The 17,700-nt window shown below is 73.4% G+C and carries 13 protein-coding genes and 1 pseudogene; 6 read left to right on the forward strand and 8 right to left on the reverse strand.

Translation table 11 applies throughout. From position 1 onward, the window contains the following. Nucleotides 1-255: 255 nt before the first annotated feature. The 3 genes and pseudogenes from FMEAI12_RS39890 to FMEAI12_RS13615 form a co-directional block, all read right to left on the reverse strand. Nucleotides 256-907: pseudogene (locus FMEAI12_RS39890) on the reverse strand (helix-turn-helix domain-containing protein); the annotation flags it as partial. Then, nucleotides 859-1,398: a DUF1028 domain-containing protein gene (locus FMEAI12_RS13610; RefSeq protein WP_112106303.1), complete on the reverse strand. Its 540-nt coding sequence runs from the start codon at nt 1,396-1,398 to the stop codon at nt 859-861. The pseudogene FMEAI12_RS39890 and the gene FMEAI12_RS13610, both read right to left, overlap by 49 nt. Nucleotides 1,399-1,574: 176 nt before the next feature. Next, nucleotides 1,575-2,444, reverse strand: coding sequence for an LLM class F420-dependent oxidoreductase (locus tag FMEAI12_RS13615; RefSeq protein WP_112106304.1), 870 nt, complete (start codon nt 2,442-2,444; stop codon nt 1,575-1,577). A 139-nt stretch (nt 2,445-2,583) separates the two neighbouring features. Here FMEAI12_RS13615 and FMEAI12_RS13620 point away from each other — a divergent pair, with 139 nt between their 5' ends. The 5 genes from FMEAI12_RS13620 to FMEAI12_RS13640 all read left to right on the forward strand — a co-directional run bounded on the left by FMEAI12_RS13620 (nt 2,584) and on the right by FMEAI12_RS13640 (nt 7,016). Beyond that, entirely contained in the window at nt 2,584-3,216 is a 633-nt protein-coding gene (locus tag FMEAI12_RS13620; RefSeq protein ID WP_112106305.1) for a copper resistance CopC family protein, read from the forward strand. Between the two features lie 5 nt (nt 3,217-3,221). Next, entirely contained in the window at nt 3,222-5,396 is a 2,175-nt protein-coding gene (locus tag FMEAI12_RS13625; protein ID WP_112106306.1) for a cytochrome c oxidase assembly protein, read from the forward strand. Between the two features lie 87 nt (nt 5,397-5,483). Further along, nucleotides 5,484-5,849 carry a type II toxin-antitoxin system RelE/ParE family toxin gene (locus FMEAI12_RS13630; protein ID WP_112106307.1) on the forward strand — a complete coding sequence of 122 codons (366 nt, stop codon included), beginning with the start codon at nt 5,484-5,486 and terminating at the stop codon, nt 5,847-5,849. Continuing rightward, on the forward strand, nt 5,846-6,163 hold the full coding sequence (locus FMEAI12_RS13635; protein ID WP_112106308.1) for a helix-turn-helix domain-containing protein: 318 nt from the start codon (nt 5,846-5,848) through the stop codon (nt 6,161-6,163). The genes FMEAI12_RS13630 and FMEAI12_RS13635 overlap by 4 nt, the downstream gene beginning before the upstream one ends. Before the next feature lie 109 nt (nt 6,164-6,272). Beyond that, complete coding sequence (locus FMEAI12_RS13640) at nt 6,273-7,016, forward strand: histidine phosphatase family protein (protein WP_235013970.1); 744 nt, start codon at nt 6,273-6,275, stop codon at nt 7,014-7,016. Nucleotides 7,017-7,062: 46 nt separating this feature from the next. Here FMEAI12_RS13640 and FMEAI12_RS13645 read toward each other — a convergent pair whose 3' ends face one another. The 4 genes from FMEAI12_RS13645 to FMEAI12_RS13660 all read right to left on the reverse strand — a co-directional run bounded on the left by FMEAI12_RS13645 (nt 7,063) and on the right by FMEAI12_RS13660 (nt 15,775). Next, complete coding sequence (locus FMEAI12_RS13645) at nt 7,063-9,528, reverse strand: cation-translocating P-type ATPase (protein WP_368672070.1); 2,466 nt, start codon at nt 9,526-9,528, stop codon at nt 7,063-7,065. A 272-nt stretch (nt 9,529-9,800) separates the two neighbouring features. Further along, complete coding sequence (locus tag FMEAI12_RS13650) at nt 9,801-10,820, reverse strand: undecaprenyl-diphosphate phosphatase (RefSeq protein ID WP_112106311.1); 1,020 nt, start codon at nt 10,818-10,820, stop codon at nt 9,801-9,803. Nucleotides 10,821-10,924: 104 nt separating this feature from the next. Further along, nucleotides 10,925-15,424, reverse strand: coding sequence for a cation-translocating P-type ATPase (locus FMEAI12_RS13655; protein ID WP_235013971.1), 4,500 nt, complete (start codon nt 15,422-15,424; stop codon nt 10,925-10,927). A 93-nt stretch (nt 15,425-15,517) separates the two neighbouring features. Next, nucleotides 15,518-15,775, reverse strand: a complete 258-nt coding sequence (locus FMEAI12_RS13660) for a hypothetical protein (RefSeq protein WP_235013972.1) — start codon at nt 15,773-15,775, stop codon at nt 15,518-15,520. Between FMEAI12_RS13660 and FMEAI12_RS13665 the strand changes: the two genes are divergently transcribed. Beyond that, nucleotides 15,774-16,652 (forward strand): hypothetical protein, encoded by an 879-nt coding sequence (locus FMEAI12_RS13665; protein ID WP_165938712.1) that lies wholly within the window; start codon nt 15,774-15,776, stop codon nt 16,650-16,652. The genes FMEAI12_RS13660 and FMEAI12_RS13665 overlap by 2 nt on opposite strands. Before the next feature lie 408 nt (nt 16,653-17,060). Here the strand turns inward: FMEAI12_RS13665 and FMEAI12_RS13670 are convergent, their stop codons facing one another. Then, the gene (locus FMEAI12_RS13670; RefSeq protein WP_235013973.1) at nt 17,061-17,411 is read right to left on the reverse strand and encodes a hypothetical protein; all 351 of its coding nucleotides are present in this window, start codon (nt 17,409-17,411) and stop codon (nt 17,061-17,063) included. Between the last annotated feature and the right edge of the window lie 289 nt (nt 17,412-17,700).

Raw genomic sequence — 17,700 nt, forward strand, 5'->3', positions numbered from 1 at the left:
CGTCAAGAAACCCGGCGAACCCGCCTCGACCCGCCACCCAGGCCCGCCAACGATCCGGCTCCACCCCCTCGCCCCACGCGCAGCATGACCAGATCCCAGCAAGATCAAACTACGCTTCACGGCATTGGATCAGGACAGGCAGCGGACACACCAGAAGGAGAGCCCGGCGAGGGCGAGAGTGAGGGCGACATAGATTCCGGTCTTGTACCACTGGAACGGCCAGAAGCGGCTCGCCGGGTGGTAGTGCCGCGTCAGGCTACGTTCGCCCCTGTCAACGACCTGGCGTAGCTGCTTGTCTTGGACGTGCTTGTTCCGCCAGATGATGTAGCGGCGGATCACCGATGCTTGGGTGCGGTGGTTGCGGTGGTCGGTGCCGTCCAACGCGAAGTAGCGCAGGGCGGTGAACTGGGCCTCTATGCGGTTGAGCCAGCTATTGCAGGCGGGGTGTAGGCGATCTCGACGTTGCTCGCCGCCACCCAGTCCCCGACCCGGCTGTCGACCCGGGTCGACAGGTGCGGGCTGCAGTTGTCACAGACGATCGCGATCCGGGCCTGGTTGAACGACACGCCCTCCTCACGGGGCAAGACCCGTAGGCCCTCATGGCTGATGTCGGCGACCACCCCCTCTGCGACCAGGAACTCTGCGAGTTTGGTCAGGCTCCAGGTCGAGAACGGCAGCTGGTGCTCGGAGGGACGGGACTTCGCGATCTTCTTGATCTCCCTGCGCTCGGGTGGGTGAACTTCCGGGGCCGCCCGCCGGCGTACTTCGAGTAAAGGGAGTCGAACCCGTCGGCGTTGAAGTTGTGGATCACATCGCGGACCCGGTCCTCCGACGTGAACGTCACCTCGGCGATCTTCGTCAGCCTGCGTAGCTCGCCGACCGGTTCGCGGGCGTCGTCGACCCGCAGATCGACCTCGCCGCTGACCGGACGCCCGCTTCGCGTGTCGCCGACGGCGTGGCCGGGTCGACGACCCGCAGGGCGGCGGACTGCCCGCCGCGTAGATCGCCGCCAGTCTGGTCCGCCGCAGCCAGCGCGGCGACCAACCGCGCTGGGAAGGGCTGCGTCGCCGAGGCGTCATAAGCCGCGACGGTCCGCTCGGCGACTCCGGGGTGTTCCATCAGGTTCGCCGCCACGCAGACGTCCTCGCGCCGGGCGACGCTGACCTCCGCTTCCACCCGCGGCCCTGACACGACCGCGACTCCGCCGCCGGCTGCCACGATCCCAAGCTGCGCCCCGTCCGCCCCGGGCAGCCGGGCAGCCGGGCCGCCGGGCCGCCGGGCCGCGACGTTGTCTGCCGACAACCCCGCGTGAAGCCAGTCGAGCGCCAAGTCCCCCCAGCGCCACGGCGAGTACACCGCTCGCGGTCGCGACCCCCAGCCACCCCGTCTCAGGGTCACGGGCCACGATCGAGACCGTCACCCGTGCAACCCTAGAGGTAGCAGCCGAACCCTCCGCTGGAGCTCTTCCCTCTGCCGGAGACCGCCCATCCCTGATGCCGATCGGGCACCCCGGAGAACTCTGCGAGGGTGGGCCGGCGCGTGACCTCACCGGCTCGGCAGCCTTGCCGCGCTCGTCACGACAGGTTGAGCGCGTCCGCGACCGTGGCGAGATAGTCGACGTGACCGTCAGCGGAGTCCAGGCCGCGTCCCATCGTGGCCACGGAGACGTGGGTTCCGCCGGCTTCGCGCCAGGCATCGATCTCCGCCGTGAGGTCGCCTACTCCGCCCCGGGGAAGAACCACGTAATCGGCGCCGAACTCCTCGACCGACCGGCCGAGGCCGTGCAACTTCTCGCGTAGCCGCTTCCAGGCGGCCAGGGCGTGATCGACGCCGAAGCCGCCGAAGAAGACGAAACCGTCCGCGAGCCGGGCCGCCCGGTCGAACGCGGCCTCGCCGGACCCGCCGAGCCAGATCGGGACGGGCCGGGACGGCTTCGGCACGAGCGCGGCCCGGTCGACCCGGTCGAAGCGGCCGGAGAAGTCGACGACGGGTTCGGTGAACAACCGGCGAAGCAGCGTGATCTGTTCTTCCTGCCGAGCCCCGCGGGTGCGGAAGTCCTGGCCGAGGGCCTCGTACTCGACGGAATTCCAGCCGACCCCCACACCGAGACGCAGCCGACCGCCGGACAGGAGATCGACATCGGCTGCCTGCCGGGCCACGAGTGCGGTCTGACGCTGCGGGAGAATCAGGACCCCGGTCGCGAAACCGATACGTTCGGTGATACCGGCCAGATAAGCGAACATCACGAACGGGTCGTGGAACGGGTCCTGCTCGGTGTAGGGGCCTGACAGCGCGGGCGTCCTGTCGGCATGTACGGCGCCGAGCACGTGGTCGTAGGCGAGCAGGTGGTCGAAGCCGAGGTCCTCGACGGCGGTCCCGATCCGCCGGACGGCGTTCGGATCGCCTCGAAGCTCGATCTGCGGGTAGACGACACCGATCTGCATGGACGTCATTGTGCGCTGCCGATCTTGAGGATGTTGATCGCCACCCCACTGACACGCCGGTCGGGGCGGCTCGGCCGGCTCGGCCGGGACCACACCACGGCCGATCCTTCTACCAAACGTAGAAAGTAGACTGGACCCGGTGCAACGAAGATCGCTCGCCGCGACGTCGACCGCAGCGCTCACGACCCTGACGGCAGTCGCCGTGATGATGCTGGCCGTCATTCTCGTCACGCCCCGTCCCGCCTGGGCGCACTCAACGCTACACAGCACCGACCCGGCCGACGGGTCGACCCTGGAGGCGCCACCCACCCGGATCTCGCTGGTGTTCAGCGAGGCCGTCTGGGCGGACTACGCGACTGTCGCGGTCACCCGCGCCGGCGGCGGCCAGATCCCGGCCGATCCGCCGCAGGTCACCGACACCACCCTCTCGGTCGCGGTGCGGGACGTCACAGCGGGCGACTACCACGTCGCCTGGCGTGTGGTCTCGACTGACGGGCATCCGATCAGCGGCGAGTTCTCCTTCGCGGTGGCCGCTCCCCCCGCCGCTGTGGCCACGACGGCCACACCCGAACCCGCGGCACCGCCGGGCGGCGCCACGACCCCGGGCACGGCGACCACCGCCGCGCCGCGGCCGACAGACCCCGCGCCGACGCCGCCGGCCACCTCGGAACCCGCCGGGGACGGCGGCAACGGCTGGGTCATCGGAGTGGTCATCGCCGGGCTGGCCGTACTCGGCGGCGCGGTACTGCTGATCCGACGGAACCGGGAGTAGGAACGATGGCCGTTCCCGTTGTCGCACTGGCCGCGCTGCTGGCGCTGGTCGCGCTGGTGGCCGTCGTCGCCACCGGCCCCGCGGGGGTGGACCTGCCGGGGCTGCCCGACGCCGGTTCGCTCACCCACTGGGGGCTGCCGGTGGCCCGGGTGGTCAGCGAGGTGGCCGCCGTCGGGACGGTCGGCTGGCTGCTCGCCGCGGCCGTACTCATCCCCGCCCAACAGGGCCGGCTCGGCGCGGTGGCACGCCGCCACGGGCGGGCGGCAGCGGTCTCGGCGGCGGTGTGGGCGGTGGCGGCGCTGGCCGAGCTGGTGTTCACCGCCTCCGACATCACCGCGCGCCCACCCGGCGAGGTGCTGGACCCTGCGGCGCTGCGCTCCTTCGTCTCCGCCGCCCCGCAGGGCAGGGCGCTGCTCATCGTGGCCGTCGCGGCGCTGGCCGTCGCGCTGGTGAGCGCGACGCTGATGTCGACTGTGGCCGCCGGATGGCTGCTCGCGCTCGCCTGCGCGGCGCTGCTCCCCCCGGTCGTCACCGGGCACGCGGCCGGATCGTCACAGCACGCGCTCGCCGTCATCGCGCTCGGCCTGCACATCACGGCGGCCGTGGTCTGGATGGGCGGCCTGCTGGCCCTGCTGACCATGCGGGCCCTGCCGGACACCACCTTCTTCGCCGCGTTGCGGCGCTACTCGCGGCTGGCCGCCTGGGCCGCGGGGGCCACCGCGGTCGGAGGCGTGGCCAGCGCCGCCGTCCGGCTCGGCGGGTTCGGCCCGCTGTTCGACGACCGGTACGGCCTGCTGGTGCTCGGCAAGGCCGCCGGCCTCCTCACCGCCGTCACGCTCGGCGCCCTCGTGCGCCGCCGGGTGATCACCGCTGCCGTGGCCGGCGACCGCGCCGACGCGAGTGCCGTCCGAACGGACCCCAAGCCCGCGGACACCGTCGACGCGGCCACGGCAGGCGCGGGCACGGCAGGCGCGGGCACGGCGAATGCGGCCGCCGGCGGCGTACCCACCCGCCTGAGCGCGTTCCGGCGGCTCGCCGCGGTCGAGATCTGCGTTCTCGCGGCGACGTTCGGACTGGCAGCGGGCCTGGCGCAGACGGCGCCGCCGGTCAACGACTCGGCGCTGCCGACCGACCCGACCGAGGGCCTGCTCGGCTACCCGATGCCACCGCCGATCACACCTGGACGGCTCCTCACCTCCTGGCATCCCGACTGGGTGTTCCTCGGCCTGGTCGCCCTCGCCGCCGGCCTGTACCTGACCGGGGTCATCCGGCTCGCGCGCCGCGGCGACAGCTGGCCGATCGGCCGCACGATCGGGTTCCTGACCGGACTCGCGCTGGTCGCCGTCGTGACGTCCGGCGGCCTCGGCACCTACGGGCCGGTGCTGCTCAGCGTGCACATGACCCAGCACATGATCCTCACGATGCTGGCGCCGATCCCACTGGTGCTCGGCGCGCCGATCACCCTCGCGCTGCGCGCGCTGCGGCCGGCGTCCGCGCCGTACCGCGCCGGGCCGCGCGAGTGGCTGCTCGCCGGGCTGCACTCCTGGCCCGCGCGGGTGGTGACCCATCCGCTGTTCGTCACCGCGAACTTCGCCGGCAGCCTGTACGTGCTGTACCTGAGCGACCTGCTCGGCTACCTGATGAACAGCCACCTCGGCCACCTGGCGATGAACGCCCACTTCCTGATGACGGGCTTCTACTTCTTCGAGGTCCTCATCGGCATCGACCCGCTGCCGAAGCGGCCACCGCACCCCGGGCGGGTGCTGATGCTGATGGCGGTGGTCCCGTTCCACGCCTTCCTCGGGCTCACGATCATGAGCACGTCCACGGTGCTGGGCAGCAGCTGGTACGAGCAGCTCGTCCGCCCCTGGGGGGTCAGCCCGCTGCACGACCAGGGCACGGCCGGGGGCATCACCTGGTCGTTCGGGGAGGTCCCGACCCTGGTGGTGCTGCTCGTCCTCGCCGTGCAGTGGGCCCGCACCGACGAGCGCCGCGCCCGCACCCGCGAGCGCCGCGTCGACGCCGCCGGGGTGGACGAACAGCTCGACGCCTACAACGCCTACCTCGCCCGCCTCAACGGCGGACGGTCCGCGCCGGCGAAACAGGCCGCACCGACCGTCCCGCCGGTACCGGCCCAGCGCGGCGACACCGGCTCCCCCACCACCGGACCAGGCTCCTGACCGTTCCAGCTCCCAATTCCGAAGATGATCATCTGACGTGGGTGGTGTGGCCATGCCCACTGGTTTAGCAGGCGCTATACTTCTCGAGTGGGCGGGCGACAGTGGGAGGTCTACCTCGTCGACGAGGTCCGCGAGTGGATCGACGACTTGGATACGGCTACACACGCACGAGTCGTGCAGGCTATCGACCTGCTTGCCGAGGCTGGCCCCGGATTGGGCAGGCCGCTGGTCGACACGATCAGCGGCTCGGCGGTGCCGAATCTGAAGGAACTCAGGCCGGGTACGGTGCGGGTCCTGTTCTGCTTCGACCCGTGGCGGTCGAGCATCCTGCTCGTCGCGGGAGACAAAGCCGGGCAGTGGAACGCGTGGTACGCCGAAGCGATCCCGCTGGCCGAGCAGCGCTACAAGACCTATCTCGTGGAACGCGGTCAGGAAGAGAGCGATCGGCGATGAGTGGTTACACACGGTGGGCCGACATCCGCGCCGAGCAGGTTGTCAGGGCTGGCGGAGAGGAGGCAGTCGCAGCCGGCAGACAGGAGCTCCTGGCGGTCGCGGTCGGGCACCGGCTTGCCGAGGTCCGTCGGGCGCGGGGTCTGACCCAGCAGCAGGTGGCGGAGCGCATGGGGGTGACCAAGGGCCGGATCTCGCAGATCGAGCAGGGCTCTGTCTCCGGTCAGGACATCGTCGCCAGATATGCCGCTGCTCTCGGGGGCCGGTTGCACCAGGCGATCTACTTCGACGACGGGGACATCGCCGCGATCGCATGATCGAGAACGCGCCCTTCGACACTCTGGCCACGCTAGGTCGGACGCGCAAGCACCGATATTCAGCGTCTGCGGGACGCAGCGGCTGCTACGCGGGAGAAGAGGCGGTGCCGTGGGCTACTCGTTCGCGGAGGTGACGGTCGTCCGGCATGGTCTGAGCGCCGCCAACATCGCCTTCGCCGAGGCCGAAGCCGCGGGACGGGCCGAGACCGGCATCACCGGCCGCGATGTCGACGTCCCGCTTTCCCCGTTCGGCCGGGCGCAGGCCGCCGCGCTGGGGCGGGGCCTCGCCGCGCGACCGCCCATCATGCGTCGCCCTGAGGTCGTCGTCTGCTCCCCCTACCAGCGCGCGCGAGAGACCTGGGAGATCGCCGCCACCACCGCGGAAGCCACCGGGCTACGGCTACCGGAGCCCGTCGTGGACGACCGCCTGGGCGACCGGTTGATGGGGCGGCTGGAGCTGCTGACATCCGCCGCGATCGCCGACCGGTTTCCCGCCGAGGTCGAACGAAGTCGCGCAGCGGGGCCGTTCGCCTACCGGCCGCCCGGGGGTGAGTCCTTCGGTGACATCGCGGTCCGCCTCACCTCGCTGCTGGAAGACCTGGATCGCCGCTACCCGGGCCGTCGGATGTTCCTCGTCGCGCATGACGCCGTTGTGATCATGATGCGGTATGTGATCGAGAGCCTGTCCTTCGACGACCTGGCCGCGATGGTCGCCGAGGGGCCGGTCATCAACGCGGCGATCACCCGTTTCGCCCACGATGGTGACCGGCTGACGCTGGTGGAGTACAACGCGGCCACCCACCTTTCTGACCCTGCTCAACCGCACCGGGCCCCTCCTCCTCGAGACCGGTGACGGCGCCGCCGCTGAGCCCTCCGCTCGCCGCGGATTGACCAGGTCGTCAGGAACGGGCCGGTGTCGGGCGGCTCCGGGTCGCTTCGGCGTCGAGGTGGCGGCGGGTGAAGACCCAGCTGATCTCCAGCGCGATGCCGCCGGCCAGGGCGACGGCCGCACCCGTCCACGGGCCGGTGGTGCCGACCAGCGAAAGCTGGAAGAACTCCTGCCCGTAGGGGACGGCCAGCACGACCGCGAACGCGAGCGCCATCGTCGCGACGAGCAGGATCCGCCACCAGGTGTAGGGCCGGGCGACGATCGCCAGCGCCCACAGGGCGACGAGGAACAGGGTGAGCGTCGCCATCGACGTCTCGGCGTCGAGGTCGCCGTCGTAGATGGAGCGGGCGAGGAAGTAGGAGGTCAGGGTCGCGGCGGCGGCGAGCACCCCGGCGGGCAGCGCGAAGCGCAGGACCCGGCCGACGAAGTCCGGGCGGGCCCGTTCGGCGTTCGGGGCCAGGGCCAGGAAGAAGGCGGGGATCCCGATCGTGAGTGATCCGATCAGGGTCAGGTGGCGGGGCAGGAACGGGTAGGGCACCTGGGTGATCACCACGACGATGGCGAGCAGCACCGAGTAGACCGTCTTGGTCAGGAACAGGTTCGCGACCCGCTCGATGTTGCCGATCACCCGCCGGCCCTCACCGACGACCGAGGGCAGGGTGGCGAAGCTGTTGTTCAGCAGGACGATCTGGGCGACCGCGCGGGTTGCCTGACTCCCGGAGCCCATCGAGACGCCGATGTCGGCGTCCTTGAGGGCGAGCACGTCGTTGACGCCGTCGCCGGTCATCGCGACAGCGTGCCCGCGGGACTGCAGTGCGGCGACCATCTCCCGCTTCTGCTGCGGGCTGACCCGGCCGAAGACCGAGTTCGCCTCCAGGACGTCGGCGAGGGCCTCCGGGTCGGCGGGGAGCGTGCGGGCGTCCACCGGGTTCTCGGCTCCGGGCAGGCCGAGGGTGTGGGCGACGGCGCCGACGGACAGGGCGTTGTCTCCCGAGATGATTTTGGCGGCGACGCCCTGCTCGGCGAAGTAGCGCAGCGTGTCCGAGGCGTCGGCCCGCAGGCGCTGCGCGATGACGACCAGGGCGACCGGGGTGGTCAGTCCAGGGACCTCGGCGGGGTCGGCCACGGCCCCGGCGAGGGTCGCGCCGTAGGTGGCGAGCAGCAGGACGCGCAGGCCCTGCTCGCCGAACCGGTCGGCCTCGGCGAGCGCCGGATGGCTCTCCGGGAGGAGCACGTCCGGTGCACCGAGCAGCCAGGTGGCCGCCGGGCCGGTCGGGTCGGCTGGGTCGGTGATCTCGGCGCCGCTCCACTTGCGCGCCGAGGAGAACGGCATGTCGGCCTGGACGGTCCATCCGGCGGGCGCCGGCCAGGCGTCGATGATCGCCTGCATGCTGGGGTTGGGACGTCTGTCCGCGGCGCCGAGGGTGCCGAGCACCGCTTCGGCGGTCGCCTTGCTCCCGTCGGTCTCCTTGCCTCCGCCGGTCTCGATGTCGTCGTCGAGCATGCGCAGCTCGACGACGTCCATCGCGGCTTCGGTGAGGGTGCCGGTCTTGTCCAGGCAGACGACGTCGACCCGGGCCAGCCCCTCGATCGCCGGCAGTTCCTGGACGAGGCACTGGCGGCGGCCGAGCCGGACCACGCCGACCGCGAACGCCACCGAGGTGAGCAGGACCAGGCCCTCGGGCACCATCGGGACGAGGCCGGCGACCATCCGGCGGATGCCCTCCGCCAGGTCGTCGTCGTTCACCAGGATCTGACTGATGATCAGCGCCACCCCGGTCGGGATGATCATCCAGGTGACGACCCGCAGGATGGTGTTGATGCCGTTGCGGAGCTGGGAGTGGACCAGGGTGAAGCGGCTCGCCTCCTCGGCGAGCTGGGCGGCGTAGGCGGCGCGGCCGACGCGGGTCGCGCGGAACGCGCCGGACCCGGCGACGACGAAGCTCCCCGACATGACCGTGTCGCCGGGACGTTTGTGCACCGGGTCGGCCTCGCCGGTGAGCAGCGACTCGTCGACCTCGAGGTTCTCCGCCTCGAGGACGAACCCGTCCACGGCGATCTTGTCGCCCGAGCCGAGCTCGACGACGTCGTCGAGCACGATCTCGGACGCCGCGAGCTCGGCGGCGACGCCGTCGCGCCGGACGACCGGGCGGGCCTCGCCGACGACGGCGAGCCGGTCGAGGGTCCGCTTGGCGCGGATCTCCTGGATGACGCCGATCAGGGTGTTGGCGATGATCACGCCGCCGAACAGGGCGTCCTGGACGGGGCCGACGATCACGATGAGGACGAAGAGCACGCCGATGATCGCGTTGATCCGGGTGAGGACGTTCGCCCGGACGATCTCGCCGACCGACCGGCTGGAACGGACCGGGATGTCGTTCACCCGGCCGTCGGCGACCCGCTCCGCGACCTCGGCGGCGCTCAGGCCCCGCGCGTCAGTGCCAAGGTCGGCGCCGGTCTCGGTGCCGGTGTCCATATCGGTACCGATGTCCGTGTCGGCGCTGGGATCCGTGTCGGTACCGGTGTCCGTATCGGCGCCGGGATCCGTGTCGAGGTCGGTCGCCGTGCGCGGCTCGTCCCGGGGGTCGTCCTGTTCGGTGGACGCGGACGTCGTGGCCGCTGGCCGGTCCATCGTCACTCACTTTCGTTCGGTCGGTCCTCGGATCCCGGGTGTCCCTGGGCGTGTGTCCCCCGAGCGCCAACGGTATTGGACACCCCGCCGCCGACAGTTCGGGCCTCCCGGGCCGCTCAGGCCGGCGTCGCCGGGATCCTGCCGCCGAGCACGAGCGCGAGCAGCAGCAGCCCGAGGCCGATCCGGTACACGACGAACGGCGCGAAACCGTGCGCCGAGACGTACCGGAGGAACCAGGCGATCGCCGCGTACCCGACGACGAACGCCACGACGCTCGCGCCGACCAGCGGACCCCAGGCCGGCTCGGCCGCCCGCTCGCCGGCCTCGCCCGTCGTGCCCGTCGCACCCGTCGCGGCGTGCGGCCGGACCTCGCGGTAGAGACGGTGGAGCCCGAAGGTTCCCGACACCAGGACGGCGGGAACAGCCAGCAGGAACGAGTAGCGCGCGGCCGCCTCCCGGGAGTAGCGCAGCAGGAGGCCGCCACCGATGGTCGCCCCCGAGCGGGACACCCCCGGCACCAGCGCGGCGGCCTGCGCGAGCCCGATCAGGAGCCCGTCGCGCACGGACAGCTCCGCCAGCGGCCGGCCGCCGCGCGGCGCACCGCCGATGGTCATGGCACCGCCGCGCGCCGCGCGCCGGGCCGTCAGGCTGTCGGCGGCGCCGAGCAGCGCGCCGACGCCGACCAGGGCGCCCGCGGTCAGCCGCAGATCACGGAACCGGCCTTTGATGACGTCCTCGAAGAGGTACCCGACGGCTCCGATCGGCACGGTACCGAAAATGATCAGCCAGGTGAGCCGGGCGTCCGCGGCCAGCGCCGGATCCGGCGCTGGATTCGAGTACGACCCCGACCCCGGCCTCATCTCCGGCCCCGGTCGCGCGCCGAGCGCCGTGAGCTGCCCCGGGACCGGGCCGGCAAGCGACCGCAGCCAGGCGCGGCCGAGGCGGGCGATGTCGGCGCGGAGGTAGACCATCACGGCGGCGGCCGTGCCGAGCTGGGTGACGGCGGTGAACGCGGCGCCGGGGTCGTCCCAGCCGGCCAGCGCGGCCACGACCCGCAGATGCGCGCTCGAGGAGACCGGCAGGAACTCGGTGAGCCCCTGGACCAGACCGAGGACCGCGCCTTCCGCCCAGTTCACTGCAGGATTCCGTTCACCGGGAGCACCGTATCGGCCCGCACGCGGCCGTCGGATGCCGGCTTCTCCGCCTGGCCATCCACTCGAGCCCCGCCCGTCACCTCACGTTAACCAGGCTGGCTCACCGTAACCGCAATGCCATCTGCTGCTGGAAAGGAGGCGGGGTCATGACGGAGCTTCTCGCTGGTCTGCTCGTCGAGGCGGTCGGAACGGTGCTCGTGCTGCTGGTCACCGGGCTGGTCCGCCGCTGGCTGGGCGCTTCGCCCGCGGTGGGCGCGGTCTGACCCCACTGCCACCACGGTCGCCACGGACGCGGAGACCACCGCGATCGTCCAGCCGACCGGGCCGACGGGCCGGCAGCCGAACAGGGTGCTGACCACGGGGGTCTGCACGATCCCGGCGAGCACCGCGAAGCTCCCGGCCGCCGTGGCGATCACGAGCGGATCCCGGCCGGCCAGGGCGAGCGTCTGCCCGAGCTGCGATCCGACGACGGCCAGCAGCGCCACGGTCGAGGCCCGTCCCGGGGTGCCGGTGCGTCGGGCTACGGCCCAGGCGGCGGTCGCCGCGCCCGCGGTGGTCGCGCCGCGGAGCAGGATCGCGCGGCGCAGCGGGCCGGCGAGGATCGTGTCCGCGGAGTGCGGCGGGTCACCGCCGCGGCCGCGCACCGCCAGCGCCATCGCGGGCGCCATGTCCGTCAGCAGGTTGACCAGCAGGAGCTGACGCGGGCTCAGCGGCGCCCGGCCCGCCACGGCCGCGCCGAGCAGCGTGAAGGCGACCTCGCCCGCGTTCCCGCCGACCAGCACCGACACCGCGTCGGTGACGGACTGCCACATCCGCCGGCCCTCGATGACGGCGTCTGCCAGCCGGTCGACGTCGGCGGTGGTGAGCAGCAGGTCGGCGGCCCCGGTCGCCGCCGCCGACCCGCGTCCCTGGACGGCGACGCCGACGTCCGCCGCGCGGATCGCGGCCGCGTCGTTGGTGCCGTCACCGGTCATCGCCACCGTGCGGCCCTGCCGGCGCAGGGTCATCACGAGCCGTACCTTCTGCTCCGGGGAGATCCGGGCGAAGACCGCGGCGGTGCCGACCCGGCGGCCGAACTCCTCGTCCCCGAGCTGGTCGAGCTCGGGCCCGGTGACGACGGCGCCGGCGGTGACGCGGAGCCCGACCTCGGCGGCGATCGCGGCCGCGGTGCCCGGATGATCGCCGGTGACGACGAGGACGCGCAGACCGGCACCGGTCAGTCGGCGGATCGCGGGGGCGGCCGTCGGGCGCGGCGTGTCCGCCAGCCCGACGAATCCGACGAGTTCCAGATCCCGCACGAGCGCGTCCGGGATGTCGACCGGCCCGCACGCCACCGCGGCCCGCTGCGCCAGCGGCACCGATGGTGCCGGCGGCGCCGATGGTGCGGGCGGTGCCGGGGACTGCGGGTGGAAGGGCTTCGAACGAGCCACAGCGAGCACACGCAGGCCCCGCGCGGCGAGCGCGTCGACCGTGCGGTGGGCCGCCGCGACATCCCGGGCGGGCATCCGGCAGCGGTCGAGCAGCGTCTCCGGCGACCCCTTGACCGCCAGCACCGTGGCGTCACCGGCCTGCACCATCGTGACGGCGTAGCCACGCGCGGTCTCGAACGGCAGCTCGGCGAGTCGGCGGCCCAGCGGTTCCAGCGGCTCCGCCGCGGCCAGCACGGCACGGTCGGTGGCGTGCGGGATGGGCCCGTCCGGCCGGGGGCTCGCCGCGCCGGCGACGCGAAGCACGTCATCCCGGGACGCACCGCCCACCACCGCGACCTCGCGCAGCACCAGGCGGCCCTCGGTGAGCGTGCCGGTCTTGTCGAAGCAGACGGTGTCGATCCGGCCCAGCGCCTCGACGGTGCGCGAGGAGCGCACGAGCACGCCGAGGCGGGCGAGTCGGCGGGCGGCCGCGACCTGGGCGACCGTGGCGACGAGGGGCAGACCCTCCGGCACCGCGGCGACGGCCACCGCCACCCCCGCGCCGAGCGCCTCCCGCGCCCCGGCCCCGCGCAGCACCGACAGGGCGGTCACAGCGAGCCCGCTGGCCGCGGTCAGCGGCAGCGCGAGCCGGGTGAGATCACCCAGCCGGTTCTGCACGCCCACCGGCGCCGCCGTGCCGACCACGGCGGCGCTCGCGCGGCCGGCCTCGGTGGCCTCGCCGACGGCGACGACGATTCCCCGGCCCGTGCCGGCGAGCACGGTCGTCCCCTCGAAGAGCATGCAGCTGCGGTCGGCGAGATCGGCGGACGGCGTCGGCTCGACGGACTTGCCGACAGGGACGGACTCGCCGGTCAGCGACGCCTCGTCAACCTCGAGGGTGTCCGCGGCGAGCAGCCGCGCGTCGGCGGGGACGACGTCCCCGGCCCGTACCAGGATTCGGTCACCTGGCCGCAGCTCGTCGGCCGGCAGCACGCGGAGGCCATCGGTCGTCTCGACCCGGGCGAGCGCGAGGTGGCGCGCCATCAGTCCGCGCATCGCGGCCTCGGCGCGGGCCCGCTGCGCACCGCTGAGAACGGCGTTCGTCACCGAGACCCCGGCCACCAGCGCCGCGTCGACCGTCGAGCCGAGGACGGCGCTGGCCGCCGCGCCCACCATCAGCACCGGTACGAGCGGGTCCCGCAGGTCCGCGACGACCGCGGCGCCGAGCTCCCGGGCGCCCTTCCCGAACGACCTGACCGTCGGGTGGGCGCCGGCGCCGTCCGATCGGACCCCGCCCGGCTCCGCCGGGTCGCGCGGTGCGGCGGGCAGCCGGCGGCGCACCGCCTCCGCGTCCAGCGCATGCCAGTCCGTACGCCGCACCGGCGCCGGCGGTGGACGTCGGTCCGCGCGGGACGCGGCCACGAGACCCTCAGCCATCGAGCTGACCGCGGCGGCGCTCACCGGGCCGCCCCGGGCCAGCGCTCCGGCCAGTGAGCGGCCTGGACGTCCGGAGGCTCCCCCACCGACGACGGTGGTCAGGGCGGACAGCGCCGAACCGGACACCGCCAGGGAGGCCGCCCGGCGGCTGGTCGCCCGGGCCGGCACCGGGTACTGCAGCACCCGCCACACATCGGCGAGCCCGCGCACGCAGAGCAGATCCGCGCACCAGGGCGGCCGCTCCCCGGGACGGACAAGCCCGACACCGACGTCGGCGACGTGCAGCGCGTCCGTGTCGGAGCCGCAGCCGACCACGAGGACGACCGCGCCTCTGGCCTGCGCCCGCCACACCTCGGTCGCCAGATCCGTCCCGCCGCGTACCCGTGCGTCGACGAGCGGGGTGAACTCGGCGGTGCTGACGTGCTCACCGAGCAGGACGCTGCCGCAGGCGCGCGCCGCCCGCAGCACCGCCTCCGCGTGCCCGTCCGTCTCGACACCGACGAGCCCGCTCACCACGGGCCGGGTGCCGCGCAGCTCCACGGGCAGGCCGTCGGGGTCGGCCGCCCGGCGGGCCCCGCGGGCGTGCGCGGCGACGAGCCGGACGGCGCCGTCCCGGGCCACGACCGCGCCGGGGCGGAACGGGCGCCACACGTCCAGCCCGTCCACGAGGGCGTCGACGACCGTCCAGCTGGGGCCGTCCGGTGCCGAGAGCACCCGCGCCGCGCCGGACAGCAGGGCGGCCGGCGACACCACCACGGTGTCGACACGGTCGAGGCGGCGCAGGCACGACCGCTCCAGCGCCAGTACGTCGTGACCGGCCAGCCGGCGGCCCGCCGTCGCGGCGAACACCTCCCGGCCCAGCCACGCGGCGCGGGGAACGGTGGTGAGGAGCAGGTCGCCGGCGAGCACCGGCGACCCGGACACCGCCAGGGTCGCCGCGCCGAGTGCCAGCCCGGCCGCGGCCATCCGGTCGGCGCACCGCTCCACCGGGCCGGCCGGCAGCGGGCGCGGCCGTCGCTCCCGCGCGACCTCACCGAGACGGCCGAGGGCCGCGCTGTGCGCGCCGCGGGTCGCCCGGCCCAGCTCGGGTTCGAGCCGGGTGAACGCGGCCCGCGCGGCGAGGAGCTCTCCCAGCGTGGCGCAGCGGTGCGCCGCGCCCACGAGGATCATGTCGGGGCTCTGGCTGAGCGCGGCGACCCCCGCGTTCGCCAGGCCGAGCGCGAGGTCGGTGCCCGTGCGGCCGAGCCCGCGCTCGACGGCGCGCCGGGCCCGCGGCTGGTGGTCGACCAGCGCCACGGCCGCGGCGGCGGCGCGCGGCACCGCCGGCAGCCGCAGCAACCGTCCGGCCACGGCGAAACCGAAGGCGGCGGCGTCCACGCCGAGCGCGACGAGCTCGGCGGCGACCGGTCCGGGATCACCGGGGTGCCCGTTCCGATCCTGCCCCCGCGGCCGGGCGTGCGGCCCCCCGGCTGACGGGGCTTCTGTCGACAGGGCTCTGGTCGACGGGGCTTCGGTGGCGGGCCGCGGTCGCGCCGCGGCGGCGTTCTCCACCTCGGCCACGGCGTCGATCACGTCAGCGACGTCGACCGCGTCAGCGTCGAAGGCGACCAGGAGACGACCGAGGCCCTCGTCGACCTCGGCCCAGTCGACTCCCTCAAGCGCCCGGACGGCGGCGGCCGCGTGGTCGTGCACGTCCCGCCGGAGCAGCTCGACGTGGGCGGAGCCAGCGCCGCACCACACCGCGCGGGGCCGCCGCGACGGCCGGTGAAGCTCCGCGACAAGCGCCCGCGCGGCGCTGCGAGGCGAGGGCAGCGGGAGGCGCCCCACCACCGGTCAGGCGCTCGGCGAACGGTGGCCGGTGCCGCCGTCGCGGCCCGCGCTCACGGGCCGGCTGTGCTGGGAGACATAGGTACCCGCGGCGATCGCGGCCGCGATCGGCCACTCGATGATCTCGATGGCGGCCAGCGCGCCAAGGCCCGCGTAGTAGGCGGTCCGCTTCGCCGACGGGAGGGCGAGCGGCCCGATCCGGACGCCGTCGGTCCGCGGTGGCGGCGCCACCTCCAGCCGCGCGGTGACATAGGGCAGGCGCATGACAACGACCCGCCCCGCCCGCTCCCTGCGCCCACGAAACAGCTTCTGGACGGCGGTGACCGCCGACGCGGCCGCTTCGGGAACCGTGCCAGCCGCCCGGGACACGACCGACCGGGACGTCGTCGACCGGGCCCCTGCCGGCCGGGCCGCCGCCGCCCGAGCCACCGCCGGCTGCGCGGGCTGTGGCGCCGCCGTGCGCGTCGACCGCCCCCGGGTCGCGGCGGCGCGTTCCGGCTTGGGACCGCTCCCCGTCGGACGGGTCGTGCTCCCACGCGCCGTTGTGCTCCGTGCGCTGGTCGTCCGCGCCGTAGTGCTCCGCGCGGCCGTGCTCCGTGCCGTGCCCGTGCGGGCCGTGCCGCCCCGAGCCGCCGTCCCGCGGGACGGCGTGCCCGTGGCCCTGGTGCCGGTCGCCGCGGCGCGGGCCGTCGTGCCGCGGGACGCGCCCGCCCGCGAGCCTCGGGCGGAGGTGGACCGGCCGGACGCCGGGCCCGCTGTCGAGGCCGCGGCAGTCGAACTCGCGGCAACGGGCGAGCTCGTCGCGGTGGGCGAAGACGGGGCAGGCGAGCCGCCGGCGGGCGCGGTCACGGCGGGCGAGCTGGTGGAGGCCGGCTCCATGGCGGGCGGGCGGGGCGCCGTGTGCTGGTCGGTACCCGCCTCGTCAGCCCGGGTGGGAGCGCTTCCCGACCTGGTCGCCGCCGAGGCCGTGGCACTCGCCGGCGGCACGGCGGAGAAGGGAGGGGTGACCGCCTGGATCGACTCCGGGCGACCGACCGAGCCACTGATGGCACCGGCGCCGTTACTGGACGTACCGGTCTCCGATGAACTGGTCGCCATGGTCCCGTTCCCTCCGTCGCGCGTCCCGAAGCAGCAAGCCTAGGTTAGATCATTATTACCCAGCGTATATTACTGATGACGGATCGTCGAAACCACCGGGTGACGCGACGGCTGAGCGACGAGGACTGAACAGCGCGGACCAGGGCTGGACGACGGCGTACCCGTCCAGGATCTCCGCGTCGGGGACGCATCCGGCGGGGGCCACCGAAGCGTGTTGGCCGAGCCACCTCATACGTCAGCGGGACAACTCGGACCAGAACGGCCCGGGCCGGTTCGACGTGAGGGCTGAATGACGGCGCAGCAGAATGACCGGGGGCGGGGACGGAGCCTCCGCACGAGGCCGACCGCAGCACACAGCTGACCACGGGACGTGGCCGACCGTGCCATACGACCAGCCACGGCACGAGGCCGCGAACGCCACGGGATCGACGAAAACGGTACCCGTCGACGACTAATCGCGTGCGTTCACCAGGCGTAGTCGGGCAACGACCTCATGACCGGCCTGATAAAGCGCAGAAAAGGCATGTCCCGGTTCGCAGAGGTCCTTCTCCGACAGGTCCAGGTATCGGCGACCAACATACGTGAGAGCACGGAAGGTCACCCGCCCGGACTCCGGGACAGGCGCTCGCTCCGAGTCTTCGTCGAAGGTGTCGAGGTGTGCTCCGACGACCGAGAGGAAATGGCGGGTCGCGGCGACCACGACACGGTGTGCGCCACCGCCCACCAGGCCGCCACCGGCACTCGTGTAGAGGCTGGTGGTGCCATCGGCCAACGAGACAACCGTGGCTGTGCCCTCGGTCATCCCGATTTCCATCAGCGCACCCCACACTACGGTGCCATCTATGGGACGACGCATTCCCTCGACCGCGGGATCAAGGGTGAGAACACCCTCGCGAAGTCGATGGAACAATAGTGCACAGTTGTCGGAGCGAAGAGGCACGCGGCTACCGAGCATCGTCCAAATCGTAGTGGGGGAACCCGGGTCCGTCCCAGCATCCGACCGAATCCGATCCCTAATGATCAGTGCTGACCACACTTATTGGTGGTGGGGTCGGCCGCGTGCGGACCACACGCGACTCCAAGGTCACCGT

Source organism: Parafrankia sp. Ea1.12, from assembly GCF_900465275.1.
Taxonomy (GTDB): domain Bacteria; phylum Actinomycetota; class Actinomycetes; order Frankiales; family Frankiaceae; genus Parafrankia; species Parafrankia soli.

Bases quoted from the DNA above. Each gene is read 5' to 3' on its own strand.
- FMEAI12_RS13665 (WP_165938712.1), top strand. From the start codon at position 15,774: ATGACAACGACCCGCCCCGCCCGCTCCCTGCGCCCACGAAACAGCTTC.
- FMEAI12_RS13625 (WP_112106306.1), top strand. From the start codon at position 3,222: ATGGCCGTTCCCGTTGTCGCACTGGCCGCGCTGCTGGCGCTGGTCGCG.
- FMEAI12_RS13670 (WP_235013973.1), bottom strand. From the start codon at position 17,411: ATGACCGAGGGCACAGCCACGGTTGTCTCGTTGGCCGATGGCACCACC.
- FMEAI12_RS13615 (WP_112106304.1), bottom strand. From the start codon at position 2,444: ATGCAGATCGGTGTCGTCTACCCGCAGATCGAGCTTCGAGGCGATCCG.
- FMEAI12_RS13660 (WP_235013972.1), bottom strand. From the start codon at position 15,775: ATGCGCCTGCCCTATGTCACCGCGCGGCTGGAGGTGGCGCCGCCACCG.
- FMEAI12_RS13635 (WP_112106308.1), top strand. From the start codon at position 5,846: ATGAGTGGTTACACACGGTGGGCCGACATCCGCGCCGAGCAGGTTGTC.
- FMEAI12_RS13645 (WP_368672070.1), bottom strand. From the start codon at position 9,528: ATGGACACCGGCACCGAGACCGGCGCCGACCTTGGCACTGACGCGCGG.